The sequence below is a fragment of the Archaeoglobus sp. genome, assembly GCF_017656475.1.
In the GTDB taxonomy this organism is placed as follows: domain Archaea; phylum Halobacteriota; class Archaeoglobi; order Archaeoglobales; family Archaeoglobaceae; genus Archaeoglobus.
This window is the reverse complement of record NZ_JACDNT010000005.1, coordinates 1-12689: the sequence shown is the minus strand read 5'-3', so window position 1 is coordinate 12689 and position 12689 is coordinate 1. Positions and strand designations below refer to the sequence as shown.

Here is a 12689-nt window from a genome sequence, read left to right as displayed (position 1 = left end):
ACCGGAAACGTTTAATACTTCCTCGATTTTCTGATTCTGAAATGACTGAAAACGGCAGGTACGAGTACATAGTCATCGGCAGTGAAGCTGCCGGTGTGGGACTTGTCAGAGAGTTGACTGCTGCGGGAAAAAAGGTTCTTGCCGTTGACAAGTCCAAGGAAAAGATTGAACTGCTTGAAGATGAGGGATTCGATGCTTTAATTGCGGATCCGACCGATGAGAATTTCTACAGAAACCTTGACCTTGAGGGTGTTTCTGCTGTCCTAATTACAAGTTCTGATGATGAACTGAATCTGGAAACCGTTAAAGCGTTGCGAAGCGCTTCGGACGTTTACACAATTGTGAGAGTCTCTTCACCCAAAAGAAAGGAGGAGTTTGAGGAAGCAGGGGCAAATCTGGTAGTTCTTGTGGCTGACGCCGTAAAACAGGCTTTCATGGATAAAATAAAGAAGATGGAGACGCTGAAAAAGATAGAAAAGCTCAAGAATATAATGGAGTCGCTGAGAGGTAAGAGGCTCGGCATTTTTACCCACGATAACCCCGACCCGGACTCAATGTCGTCAGCATACGCCCTGAGGGAAATTGCAAAGCAATTTGACGTTATCGCGGACATTCTTTACTACGGAGAAATCTTGCATCAGAAAAACAGGGCTATGGTCAACCTGCTCGAAATACCAATGATTCGGGCGGATGAGGTTGAGTTAAGCCACTATGACGCTTTTGCAATTGTCGATTCTTCAGGGCCCGGAGTTAACAACTCAATCCCGCCTGAAATAGACATCTCCATCGTAATCGACCACCATCCTGCAGAAAAGGTCGTTGCAGACTTCATCGACCTCAGAGATGATGTCGGAGCTACTGCTACGATTCTGACGGAATACATAAAGGAGCTGAAAATAACTCCGAGCAAGATCCTCGCTACTGCACTTTTCTTCGGAATAAAGAGCGAAACGGACGAGTTTAAAAGAAACACCAGGACGGCAGACTTTCTGGCATGTGCATTTCTCTATCCGTTTGTTGACCAGGATTTGATTGAGAAAATTGAGAGTCCGTCCATCTCTACAGAAACGCTTGATATTCTTGGCACGGCAATCAAAAACAGGCAGGTTTATTCCAGCTTCCTCATAAGCTTTGCCGGATTCATCAACGACAGGGATGCGTTACCCCAGGCAGCAGACTTCCTGCTGAAGCTTGAAGGTATCTCCACCGTGGTCGTTTTTGGTGTGATAAAGGACACCGTTTACGTCTCAGCAAGGAACAAAGACGTGAGGATTCACATGGGTGAGGTTCTCAGGAGGGCTTTCAGTGATGTTGGAAGTGCTGGTGGACATGCGCATGCTGCAGGAGCACAGATACCTCTTGGAATCTTTGGAGAGACCAACGAAAAGGATTTGCTTGCAAAGCTGATAACGGAAGCAATTACAAAGAGATTACTTTCAGCAGTGGGCATGGAACAGAGCTAAGTTTAAATGCATAAAGTCTAAGGATGGCAGATGAGGCTGAACATAGTCGTTGTCGGTGTTGGCGGACAGGGTGCTTTAACAACTTCGGGAATAATAGCGAGGGCTGCAATGAAAGCAGGGCTGAATGTGGTTACTGCTGAAACTCACGGAATGGCGCAGAGGGGAGGAAGCGTTGAGGTTCATGTGAGAATCGGTGATGTTAAGGCGCCACTCATTCCAGAGGGTGGAGCTGATGTTATGATCGCTCTTGAACCTGCAGAAGCTCTGCGATACGTAAAGTTCCTGAACCGAAATAGCCTCGTGATTCTTAACACGAGAAAGATAATTCCTCCTTCTGTCACAGCGGGATCGGCAACCTATCCTGATCTGGACGATATCATCAGCGAGCTAAGAAAAATAACTCCAAGAGTTATACCCGTCAACGCCTCTGAAATTGCGGAGAAAGCGGGCAACGTTCTGGCAACGAATGTCGTCGTCGTTGGGATGCTTTTTGGGTATTACAGCATGCCATTCGGCATAGAGCACGTTGAAGAGGCTATAAAAGAGACGATGAAAAGCAAAATTGTCGATCTAAACTTGAAAGCATTAAAAATGGGTTATAATCAGGCTATATCAGCCCGGCCCTCTGCAGTATGAGCAAATCCTCCGTTTCAATTTTCTCTCCTCTCTTGAACATCTCGTAGATTTCCTTCGCTTTCCTTATCAGCTCTTCCTTCTCTCTCTGCTCCTTGCTCTTAACCTGCTTCGACTTCAAAGCCTTTATTACCTTCTCAAGATCCTTGATATCCTTTCTCCTCTTTATCGCCTCGTTGTGACATCTGTCCGCTTCCTTCTTGCTTTCTATGAACTTCTCATGCATTTCATCAGCCAGCTTCCTCGTCTCGTCGATCTCGCTGAACATTTGGGTTAGCTGCTCGTGGTACTTGTCCGCCTCTTCGGCATACGCTTTTAACTCATTCAGCAATTCTCTTGCCTGATCCTTCAGCTCTCTTATTCTCGATATCAGTCTCCTGAACTCCTCGTGCCTCTCAAGCTGAGCCTTCCTTTCCTCAAGCTCCTTCCTCAGCTTGGCGATTCTCTCTACCAGAGCCCTCTCTTTTTCTATCGTCAGAACTGCAGTCTGCTGCTTGAACTCCAGCCTCCTTATCTCCTTCTCGATCTCTCCAAGCGGCCTACCTCCCTTGTCGATGCTCCTTCTCAGCTTGTCGACTTCTTTATAAAGCGCGTCCACTTCCTTAAAAATCTCATTTCTCTTTGCCCTGATCTCCCTTACCTTGGCATTCAGCTCGTCTCTCTTTTCTTTCACAGACTTCGTTGCTGCAAGCATTTCTCTGACTTTCTTGTTTAGCTCGTCTCTCTTGTTCGCATACTCCCTCGCAGCCGCATTCAGCTCATCTCTCCTCCTAATGAAATCCTGAAGCTCTTTTTCGAGTTGTTCTTTCCTTTCTTCCAACTTTTCCAGCATCATGCTCTCACAACAGCGCGTTTTTTGGAAAACTCTGAAGTCACTTAGTTGGGATGTCTTAGACTGGATTTAAATTTTTCTCTTATTTCTCCGTTCAAGTTATGGACGGGATTGTCAGAGTGTGGAAGGGTTGCAGGCGAAAATGTTAAAAACATCTAACATTATGTTAGAAATACCTAACAAATGAGGTGAGAGAGTGGACAGGAAGAAGTTCGCGTTAATTGGGACTGTATTGGCAGTAGGGCTGGGCGGAACTGTGGGATATGCTGTGGAGAGCAAGCAACCGTATTTGGCAGTAATCGCAGTTATTGCAGCACTTGTATTGCTGAGAGCGGCAAGAGGAAGAGTCGATGAGTTCTGGAGGATGAAAGGATTGAAAGAGTGTCAGAGAGAGCATCAAGGAGAACTCTCGAATTGTTCAGCATCTCAGCCGCACTGCTGAGTGCATTGCTGATTGCCATGGGAAATGATGCAGGTTACGTTCTTGGATTTGCCGTTTGTACCATCTTGATACTTTACATTGGCTTTTACGCTTTCTATTCGAGGAGAGCTGTTTAAAGGTGTATTCAACTTTCAAATTTAACTACTAAGAGTGATGTGGTATGAAGACGAGAATAAAGGAATACAGAGCTAAACACAATATGACCCAAGAAGAGCTTGCAAAAAAGGTTGGGGTTAGAAGAGAAACGATAGTGTTTCTTGAAAAGGGGAAATACAACCCATCGCTAAAGCTCGCCTACAGGATAGCCAAGGTTTTTAATGTTAAAATAGAGGATATATTCATTTTTGATGATGAGTAATAATAACCAACGTTTAGTTCATGATGACTTTCATTGTGATAATGGAGAAAGCTTATCTATTGGAAAAGCAATCATAAATTAGTGAAGGATGACCTGAAACGCAAAAACATTACAGAGGCCGATGACGAGACTTTGAAGATAATAGTCGAGCGCAGTCCGGATCCTGTCATTATTCACGATGGTGAAAGAGTTCTTTACGCTAATCCCAAAGCTTTAGAGTACGTCTCCGTAGAAGACCTTATGGAGAAGAAACTTGTCGAATTCATTCACCCAGACTACCGGGCAATCGCGGTAGAGAGAATGTCCAAGGTGATGAGAGGTGAAGAAGTTGAGCCGTATGAAGAACTTTTCATTCTTCCCTATGGGAGAGAGGTTTGGTTCGAAACGAACCCAACTCCCATCACCTTCAGGGGTAAACGAGCGGTTTTACTCATTCTGCGAGATGTTACGGCAAGGAGAAGAACAGAAGAGAGGTACAGGGATTTCTTCGACAACTCTCTCGACATAATTGCCGTGACCGACTTGGAAGGGAATTTTATTGAAGTGAACAAGGCGTTTGAGGAAACTTTTGGCTATTCTAGGGAAGAAGTGAGAGGCAGGAACTTTGCAGAAGTCCTGAAACTCAGCAAAGAAGTGGCAGATGAGATATTCAGGGCCTACAACAAAGCTTTCAGGGAGAGAAAAAATCTTTCCGGACTATTATTCAAGGTCAAGCGAAAGGATTCACAGGAAATATTTATTGAAGGCAACGTCAGGCTGCTGTGGGAAGGAAACAAAGTTACAGGGTTCGTTGGGAACTTCAGGGATGTGACTGAAAGGGTTAAGCTGGAGGAGAGGCTAAAAGAGAGCGAGGAAAAATACCGATCTGTTTTCAACTACTCACCCTTAGCTATTATCGTTTTTGACGATAAGTCAAGGATCGTAGACTGGAACAGGAGAGCAGAGGTGATTTTTGGATGGAAAAAAGAAGAGGTTCTTGGAAAAGATATCATTGAACTCCTCGTTCCAGAGCCGCTGAAGGGCAAAATGCGGCAAATTGCGAAAAGAATCCTCAAAGGAGAGATTTACACGCACTCGATAAACGAGAATTTAACGAAAGACGGTAGAACCATCACGTGTGAGTGGCGCAACACGATTTATAGGGATGCTAAAGGAAGGATTTACGGCATTTCCATTGCCTCAGACGTCACCGAGAAAATAAAGATGGAAAGAGAGATAAAGGAGAGTGAAGAAAGATACAGGGCAGTTTTTACGCATTCTCCTGTCCTTATTGCGATTCTGGATAAAGAAGGGAGGTTTGTCGAAGCAAATCCAGCGATGGTGAAAAGCATTGGGGAAAATCCGATAGGCAGAACTTTATCTGAAATTTTTCCAGCAGATGTTGCAGAAAGAAGGCTCATGTACCTCAAGAAAGCTCTCGAGGAAGATTCGCTTGTTGAGTTTGAAGATGAGAGGAGTGGAAGATACTTCATCAACTTCTACCTGCCGATTGAAGTTAAGGGTGAAAAGCACTGCCTGGTGATCGCGCAGGAGATAACTGAACTTCGAAAGCTGAACAAGCTGTTGAGAGAAATGGTGGAAGTTAACGAAGCAATAGTCAGGATACGCGACCGCGGAGAACTTGTGAAGAAGATAGAGGAGACATTGTCAGATTATTCCGCAAAAATTGTAGAGAAACCTATTGGGGGAGAATGTATTGAAATAAGTTACGGCGAAAAAACGTACGGCTTTCTGTGTGTGAAAAGAGTGGATGAGGAAATGCGGTCTTTGCTGAAAACACTGATTGACGACATCGCATTTGCCTTCAAATCTATGGAAGATGAGGAAAGAAGAGAAGAGCTACTCAAACAGCTTGTTGAGAACATAAAAATGCTAGCTTACCTCGTTGACAGAATAAGGAATCCACTCGCAGCCATCAGGGCTTTTACTGAAATTTACATTGAGGATGAAGAGGTCAGGGACAAGATATTCAGGCAGATTGAAAGAATCGTGGAAATTGTCAGAAATCTCGACGTTTCGTGGGCAAAATCGGAAAGAATCGCCAAAATAAAAGAGGAAATTTACGATGTATCAAAAATAGAGAAGGAGTTTGAAAAAGCTTAGCTGGAGTACATCTGCCTCAGGACTTTCTTGTCTATCTTGCCGACGCTCGTCTTGGGGATCTCATCGACGATCTCAAATCTGTCCGGAACTGCCCACTTCGTTATCTTGCCCTCCTCAACAAACTTCATTAGGTGCTCCCTCAACTCTTCTTGTGTTGGCTTTTCTCCGGGCATTGGGACGATTATTGCAAGCGGTCTTTCTCCCCACTTCTCGTCCGGCACACCAATAACTGCAACCTCTCTAACCTTGGGATGCAGGCTCAGAAGGTTTTCGAGAGTCAGTGTTGAAATCCACTCTCCTCCGCTCTTGACGACATCCTTCAGCCTGTCAACGATTGTTATATATCCTTCCTCGTCCATGACGGCGATATCTCCGGTGTGCAGCCAGCCTCCCTCCCAGAGCTCCTTCGTCTTTTCCGGATCCTTGAGGTAGCTGTCAGTAAGCCAAGGTGCCCTCACAACTACCTCTCCCATGTCCTGCTCGTCAGGCTTGACGTCCGTGAAGTCTTCGTGCACGACTCTAACGTAAACCAAGGGGAATGGAATGCCAGTCTTTATCGAAAGTTCGACCTTCGTTTCCTCATCAACATCAAGCAGGTGTGGCTTCAGAAAGCCTCCTGTCAAAGCTGGGCAAGTTTCCGACATACCGTATGCAGCCATTGTGTATATTCCCTTCTCTCTCGCTCTTAATGCAAGACCTTTCGGGAGCTTCGCTCCGCCAATAAGAACCTTCCAGCCTGGGAACTTGAAACCTTCGGGGAGGTTATCAACGATCATCTGCAGAATTGTCGGGACACAGTGGCTGTAGGTAACCTTTTCAGTCAGCACAAGCTTTGCAATCATTTGAGGTTCATATCTCCCAGGATAGACATGTTTGAGGCCAAGAAGCCAGCTCATATACGGTACTCCCCAAGCATGGACATGGAACATTGGGGTAAGGGGCATGTAAACCTCGTTATCTCCAGTCAGGCGGAGAGGAGAACGGATACCAGTAAGTGCAACACTCCCCGCTAAAGTATGTAGGACAAGTTTTCTATGGGTGAACCAGACACCCTTGGGTCTCCCCGTTGTGCCTGTAGTGTAGCTCAAGGTTGCCATGGTGTTCTCGTCGAAGTCCGGGAATTCATAGTTAGGACTCGCCTTTTTCAGCATCTCCTCGTACTCTATGTCAGTGAGCTTTGTCTCAGGCATAGTGTCGTCGGTCATAACGACATAATTTTTCACAGTATCAAGTTTGTCTGAAATTGATTCAACAAGCGGTACAAAGTCCTTGTAAACAAGAACAACCTCATCCTCTGCATGCTGCATTGTGTAGAGGAGATCCTCAGGGCTCAGTCTTACGTTTACCGTATGCAGAACAGCCCCCATCATCGGGATAGCAAAGTAACATTCGAGATAGCGGTTGCTGTCCCAGTCAAGAACCGCAACTTTCGTTCCCTTCTTCACGCCAAGCTCCTCCAGCGCACTTGCAAGCCTGTGCACTCTCTCATAGATGTCCCTGTACGTGAACCTCCTCAAATCTCTGTAAACTATCTCCTGCTTCGGTGCATAGGTCACACCGCTCTCAAGAATGTGTTTCAGCAAAAGCTGGTAGTTATACGCCTCACTCATCAAACCACCTCTCTAATATCATTGATACTCAACCTAATCATGAGTATAAGAAAATTTTGGTATGTTCTGAAATTTACGTTACAAAATTTTAACTGGCCAAAACTTTTAACCAGGTCTTCGTACTTTTCTTCATGATTGCCAAATTTCTCAGAGAGCACGATGCTGACTTCATAATTCTCCATGGTTCAAGCAACGACGCGAACTTCTACTACGTGACGAAATTCAAAACATACGACCCCCTAACGTATATCGCAGGTATTGACGGTTCTGACATCCTTATTGTCCCTGAAATGGAAAAGAGGAGGGCGGAGAGGGAGAGCAGAGTTAAGGAAGTTGTTTCGCTCAACGACCTCGGATACATGGATAAACTGAAGGAGACGAAAGACGCAAAGAAGGCGTATCTGGACATTCTGGTGTCGGTTTTGAAGGAAGGGAGATGCAGGAAGCTCCTTCTCCCGGAAGAGCTGCCAACTTATATCTCCTTTGAGCTAATGAAGCACTTCCAGGCTGAGGTCGTAAAGAACCCTTTCACAAAGCTGAGAGTTATTAAAAGCTCTTCTGAAATTGAGAAAATAAGGGACACGAGCAACGCAATCCTTAGATGTGTTAAATGGGCAGTGGAGAACTTCAACTTTAAAACCTGCGAGGAGTTGAGGAGAGCGGTTGAGGTTAAGCTGTTTTCTGAGGGGTATTTGGCGGAGAATACAATAGCATCATCGGGAAAAGCCTCCTCCGACCCCCACGAGATTGGAAAGGGGGATATAAAGGATCACGTAGTTCTCGATGTCTTTCCGAAGAGCATTGAGCATCTTTACTACTCCGACTTTACGAGAACGATTTTTTTGAGGAAAAATGTCGAGCTTGAGGAGATGTACAAAGCTGTGGTTGATGCGCAGGAAAAGGCGATTGGGATGATAAAAAACGGGGTTGATGCGAGAGATGTTCACCAGCTGGTGAAGGACGTGCTCAACAACTACGGTTTCAAGACAGAGAAAGGAGAAGGGTTCATACACTCCACGGGGCACGGAATAGGACTTGAAGTGCACGAAGAGCCGAGGATTAGTGAGCTTAGCGTTGAGCTGAAGAAGGGGATGGTGGTTACCGTTGAGCCTGGGCTGTACTACTCCAAAATTGGAGGTGTAAGAGTTGAAGATACTGTTGTTGTGAGAGAAAAAGATTGTGAAGTCCTCACACCTTTCGAGAAGTTTATAAGGCTCTACTGAGTTTTTGCGGGAAGGATGAAGTCCTTGGGTGCGGATTCAATGGGCTCGAGATATTTTCTCAGCACTTTTGGAATCTCAACCCTTCCATCTTCCTGCTGGAAGTTCTCGATTATGGCTGTGATTGCCCTTGTAGTTGCAATTGCCGTAGAGTTTAGAGTGTGGACAAATCCCTTGCTCGGCTTACCTCTCTCCTCTGCAAACCTTATGTTGAGTCTGTAGCTCTGCCAGTCCGTGCAGTTGCTGCAGGAAACCATCTCTCTGTATTTGCCCTGAGCAGGCATCCACGCCTCAAGGTCGTACTTTTTGGCAGCAACAATTCCCAGATCTCCAGTGCAGATGTTCACGATTCTATACGGAATGCCTAACCCCTGCCACAGCTTCTCCACATTTTCCAAAAGCTTCTCATGCCAGTCCCAGCTTTGTTCCGGCAAGCAGAAGACGAACTGCTCGACCTTGTTGAACTGGTGGACTCTGAATATTCCCTTCGTGTCCTTTCCATGCGCTCCAGCCTCCTTTCTGAAGCAGGGGGAGACTCCGGCATAGAGCAGAGGTAACTCTCGCTCCTCAAGAACTTCCTTCATGTGCATTGCAGCGAGAGGATGCTCGCTCGTCGCTATGAGGTAGAGGTCATCATCCTCAACCTTGTATATCACCTCTTCAAAGTCGCTGAAGGCTGTAACTCCGCTGTAGGCCTCTCTTCGCATCATATAAGGTGGATTGACGACTGTAAATCCCGTCTTCTTGAGATAATCGAGAGCGTACATCATCAAAGCAAAATCAAGCCAGACGAGGTCGTTCAGCAAGTAGTAAAACCTCGCTCCCGCAACCTTCGCCGCCCTTTCGAGGTCAGCCCAGCCGAAAATTTCAACAGCATCAGCGTGGCCAACGGGCTTTACATCAGTCACCTCATACTCCGCCATACCACCAGTCATCTCGACAAAAGAATCAACATCTTCAAAGTAGACTTTCGCCTTCCCCCAGTACTTTATCGGCACGTTCTCTGTATCATCCTTCCCAATTGGAACGGTCTCATGAATTATGTTCGGAATGGAAAGCAGAACTTCCTCAAGCTCAGCCTCAAGCTTCTTAAGCTCCTGTTCCGCCCTTTTAACCTCTTCTGAGATAGCCTTTGCCTCCTCTATAATTTTCGCCCTCTCCTCACCCTTCGCCTCCTTCACCTTGCGTGCAAGCTCGTTTCTCCGCTTTCTTAGCTGATTCACTTCCTTAAGCTTCTCTCTCCACTTCCTGTCAAGTTCTACTGCCCTATCAACAATTTCAACACTCAAACCTCTTCTTCCTTGAGATTCGTAAAGAATTTCCGGATTTTCACGGACCGCCTTAAGAATGCTCCACATCAGCTTAAGTAAGAATGGCTTGTTTATAAAAATACGCCCAGAAGAAGTGAAAAGTATACCAGGCCGAGAGTTATGCTCGCAAGCTTGTACATTTTCCTTGCCTTAACTCTGTCAGGAGAGAGAGCAAACTTTATCGCCTTTAAAAGGAAAAATGCCACCGCAGAAGTGGATATAACGAGATAGAAAACCCCAAGCGGTAGTAGGATGTAGAGGCTGGCAGCTAAGACAAGCATCGCAGCGGTGGCGAGGACTATCATCCACGAAGCTCTCTCCATCCCCACCACAAGAGGATACATTGGAATGTTGGCCAGCCTGTAATCCTCCTCGTAGTGCATTGAAATGTACCAGATGTGAGAGGGAATCCAGAGGAGAACGATTGCTGCAATTATGAATCCGGGCAAGGTGAAGCCCTGCACCGCAACCCATCCTGCCAAGGCTGGCATCGCACCTGCAAACCCACCCAAGATGATAGAGTAGGGACTCCTTCTCTTTAGAAGAATTGTGTAAACGACGATGTCAAAGAAGAGGCCGAGGAAGACTACAAGAGCAAACTCGAAGCTTACCAGGAATCCAAGTGTCTGACCGATGGCAAAAATCCCTGCACCGAAGGCAGCGCACTCTGAAGGTTTCAAAATTCCTGCCGGGACAGGCCTTTGCCTCGTTCGGGGCATTATAGAATCAATATCCCTGTCAAGCCACATGTTGATTGCAGTTGTTCCGGAAATGGCCAGCCACATTGATAATGTAGCAATGAGGAAATTGAAGTCCGCCCCACCGCGGGCGACGATATAGGAGACTAAGAAAGTAATCATCAGAAGGAAAGTCTGCTTCGGCTTGGTCACCTCAATTAATGCCCGGATTTTGTTCACATTGAAAATTCGTGGTGGCGTCAAAAAAGTTTTCGCAATTTTTTGCATCAAAGATAGCTAATCGAAGTGCCTTGAATTCAGCGTTATTTCCTCCTCCTCTATTCCGGCATAGCCCAACCTTTCTGTAATCACTATGTAGGCCATTTCAGGCGGGATTGCACCGATTTCCGTAATGATAACGTCAATGTAGTCCCTCGGAGTGACATCGAAAGCCGGATTTCTCACCTTCACTCCAAGCTTCAGCAGTTCTTCCGGAGCAACTTCCCTTGCATCCCTCTCCTCGATAACAACAAGCTCTCCGAAGAGCGTTTTTGGGCTAAACTTGTATGTCTCAGCGGCGACCATAAACGGGACTCTCGCCTCCTTTGCTGCAAGAGCAATTTGTGAAGTGCCGATTTTGTTTATCAAAGCTCCATTGGCAGTTATCGTGTCAGCTCCAACCACAACACAGTCCACGTCGTCGATGAAATATCTTACAGCAGAGTCAACGATTAAAGTCACGTCAATCCCTGCCTCCCTTAACTGCCTAGCCGTTATATGCCCCTGCCACCTTGGCCTCGACTCGGTGGCTATGACCCTAATGTCCTTTCCATTCTCATGAGCTCTCTTTATCACTGACAAAGCAGCGGAGGAGTTGCAGTGAGTCATTATAGTGTAACCGTCCTTTATCCTCTTCTCCCCAATCTCACCGATTTTTCTCTGCGCGGTCTCAACCCAGTTAACGAACTCCTTCGCCCTCCTTATAACACTCTGCCTCTTCTCATCAACGCTTTCGCCGCTGTAACGCATGACATAGTTTATGGCGTTATAAAGGCTAACGGCCGTGGGGCGTGTTTTGAGAAGTGTGTCAGCTGCCAATCTCATCTCCTCATCAAACCTCTCGCCAGAAGCTCTTTCGGCAAACTTCATTAGCGTTTCAGCGGCAAATTTGGCAATTCTCGCTGCCCCCCTCACTTCCATGCTTTTGATCTTCTCTGCAGCTTCGAGGACTTCCTGCATAGTTAATCTCTTAACCAGCATAGGTTAAAAATTTTAGGCACTATAATAATTCTGGTTCTGAGGGGGGTTTTGGGACAAAATTCACCAATACCTTTTTGAAGCGTTTTATTCAGCCTCTGTTATAGTTAAAATTTGTCTATCTCTGAATATAGGTTTTGCGCACAATTCTAAAACAATAACGAATCTCCGGCTTTATTTCTCCATCTATGTGTCTGGTACCATAATTCAGGGTAAAATAGAATGAAGAAAAGTTATATCAGCAAAAACACAGCGTAAGATTTTTATAATGTTCGATAGAAATTAAAATGTCATGCAAAACATTTTGAGATGCCAAAGGGGGGAGGGAGTAGTTTTGTCCCAAAGCCTCTGAGGGGAGAAAAATATCAAAAATATGGGTAGCAATGAACAGTCAGAAAGAAAATTCAAAAACTAAACTTAATAAAAAATTTTTATAAAATATTTACTGCTGTATAAAGATAAAAGCCACCCGTCTCTCCAGAAACAAGCAGAACTTTTCCATCGTCGCTTAGCTTTACATACCCAATATCGTTCCGCTCTACATTCCATACTTCGTGCAGGTCTTTCAGAGAGTAGCAGTGAAGAACGCCATCCTTTCCAGTTACAACGAAGTTTTCATTGGCAAAGTAGGGAAAACCGGGCAGTTCTCCGACCTCCGAGAGGTTCCACGCAAGCACATGGGTGTTTTCGAATGCTTCATGCCAGAAAATGTATTTTTCGGATGGAATAAGGGACCTGTCCACTTAACACAAACACCACCTCAATCGGTTGTAGTACAGCATAA

General features: G+C 45.6%; 13 protein-coding genes. 7 read left to right on the top strand and 6 right to left on the bottom strand.

The window, feature by feature from the left end; genetic code table 11:
* The first annotated feature begins 41 nt into the window (after window positions 1-41).
* Together H0Z19_RS02260 and H0Z19_RS02255 are read left to right on the top strand one after the other, a co-directional pair.
* Window positions 42-1463, top strand: a complete 1422-nt coding sequence (locus H0Z19_RS02260) for a DHH family phosphoesterase (RefSeq protein WP_290723398.1) — start codon at window positions 42-44, stop codon at window positions 1461-1463.
* 30 nt (window positions 1464-1493) lie between these two features.
* Window positions 1494-2099, top strand: coding sequence for an indolepyruvate oxidoreductase subunit beta (locus tag H0Z19_RS02255; protein ID WP_290723397.1), 606 nt, complete (start codon window positions 1494-1496; stop codon window positions 2097-2099).
* On the opposite strand, the gene H0Z19_RS02250 is transcribed toward H0Z19_RS02255, so the two are convergent.
* A complete protein-coding gene (locus H0Z19_RS02250; protein ID WP_290723396.1) occupies window positions 2071-2931 on the bottom strand; it encodes a coiled-coil protein in 861 nt (286 codons plus the stop codon). The genes H0Z19_RS02255 and H0Z19_RS02250 overlap by 29 nt on opposite strands.
* 193 nt (window positions 2932-3124) lie before the next feature.
* Between H0Z19_RS02250 and H0Z19_RS02245 the strand changes: the two genes are divergently transcribed.
* The 4 genes from H0Z19_RS02245 to H0Z19_RS02230 all read left to right on the top strand — a co-directional run bounded on the left by H0Z19_RS02245 (window position 3125) and on the right by H0Z19_RS02230 (window position 5831).
* A complete protein-coding gene (locus tag H0Z19_RS02245; RefSeq protein ID WP_290723394.1) occupies window positions 3125-3370 on the top strand; it encodes a hypothetical protein in 246 nt (81 codons plus the stop codon).
* Window positions 3310-3486, top strand: coding sequence for a DUF2178 domain-containing protein (locus H0Z19_RS02240; protein ID WP_290723392.1), 177 nt, complete (start codon window positions 3310-3312; stop codon window positions 3484-3486). Before H0Z19_RS02245 ends, H0Z19_RS02240 begins: the two co-directional genes overlap by 61 nt.
* 44 nt (window positions 3487-3530) lie before the next feature.
* The gene (locus H0Z19_RS02235) at window positions 3531-3728 is read left to right on the top strand and encodes a helix-turn-helix transcriptional regulator (RefSeq protein WP_290723390.1); all 198 of its coding nucleotides are present in this window, start codon (window positions 3531-3533) and stop codon (window positions 3726-3728) included.
* An 81-nt stretch (window positions 3729-3809) separates the two neighbouring features.
* Window positions 3810-5831 (top strand): PAS domain S-box protein, encoded by a 2022-nt coding sequence (locus H0Z19_RS02230; RefSeq protein ID WP_290723388.1) that lies wholly within the window; start codon window positions 3810-3812, stop codon window positions 5829-5831.
* Here the strand turns inward: H0Z19_RS02230 and H0Z19_RS02225 are convergent.
* Window positions 5828-7441, bottom strand: coding sequence for a fatty acid--CoA ligase (locus H0Z19_RS02225; protein WP_290723386.1), 1614 nt, complete (start codon window positions 7439-7441; stop codon window positions 5828-5830). The two genes, H0Z19_RS02230 and H0Z19_RS02225, sit on opposite strands and share 4 nt — an antisense overlap.
* A gap of 131 nt (window positions 7442-7572) precedes the next feature.
* On the opposite strand from H0Z19_RS02225, the gene H0Z19_RS02220 reads away from it, so the two are divergent.
* A complete protein-coding gene (locus tag H0Z19_RS02220; RefSeq protein WP_290723384.1) occupies window positions 7573-8664 on the top strand; it encodes a Xaa-Pro peptidase family protein in 1092 nt (363 codons plus the stop codon).
* Here H0Z19_RS02220 and serS read toward each other — a convergent pair.
* The 4 genes from serS to H0Z19_RS02200 form a co-directional block, all read right to left on the bottom strand.
* Window positions 8658-10022 (bottom strand): serine--tRNA ligase, encoded by a 1365-nt coding sequence (serS, locus tag H0Z19_RS02215; RefSeq protein ID WP_365892250.1) that lies wholly within the window; start codon window positions 10020-10022, stop codon window positions 8658-8660. The genes H0Z19_RS02220 and serS overlap by 7 nt on opposite strands.
* Window positions 10023-10042: 20 nt before the next feature.
* The gene (gene cyoE, locus H0Z19_RS02210) at window positions 10043-10888 is read right to left on the bottom strand and encodes a heme o synthase (RefSeq protein ID WP_290723380.1); all 846 of its coding nucleotides are present in this window, start codon (window positions 10886-10888) and stop codon (window positions 10043-10045) included.
* A 57-nt stretch (window positions 10889-10945) separates the two neighbouring features.
* The gene (locus tag H0Z19_RS02205; protein ID WP_290723378.1) at window positions 10946-11887 is read right to left on the bottom strand and encodes a ribose 1,5-bisphosphate isomerase; all 942 of its coding nucleotides are present in this window, start codon (window positions 11885-11887) and stop codon (window positions 10946-10948) included.
* A gap of 449 nt (window positions 11888-12336) precedes the next feature.
* On the bottom strand, window positions 12337-12648 hold the full coding sequence (locus tag H0Z19_RS02200; protein ID WP_290723376.1) for a hypothetical protein: 312 nt from the start codon (window positions 12646-12648) through the stop codon (window positions 12337-12339).
* Window positions 12649-12689 lie beyond the last annotated feature (41 nt).

Coding starts and splice junctions, on each gene's coding strand:
- H0Z19_RS02260 (WP_290723398.1), top strand. CDS start 42: ATGACTGAAAACGGCAGGTACGAGTACATAGTCATCGGCAGTGAAGCT.
- H0Z19_RS02255 (WP_290723397.1), top strand. CDS start 1,494: ATGAGGCTGAACATAGTCGTTGTCGGTGTTGGCGGACAGGGTGCTTTA.
- H0Z19_RS02250 (WP_290723396.1), bottom strand. CDS start 2,931: ATGATGCTGGAAAAGTTGGAAGAAAGGAAAGAACAACTCGAAAAAGAG.
- H0Z19_RS02235 (WP_290723390.1), top strand. CDS start 3,531: ATGAAGACGAGAATAAAGGAATACAGAGCTAAACACAATATGACCCAA.
- H0Z19_RS02225 (WP_290723386.1), bottom strand. CDS start 7,441: ATGAGTGAGGCGTATAACTACCAGCTTTTGCTGAAACACATTCTTGAG.
- H0Z19_RS02220 (WP_290723384.1), top strand. CDS start 7,573: ATGATTGCCAAATTTCTCAGAGAGCACGATGCTGACTTCATAATTCTC.
- H0Z19_RS02205 (WP_290723378.1), bottom strand. CDS start 11,887: ATGCAGGAAGTCCTCGAAGCTGCAGAGAAGATCAAAAGCATGGAAGTG.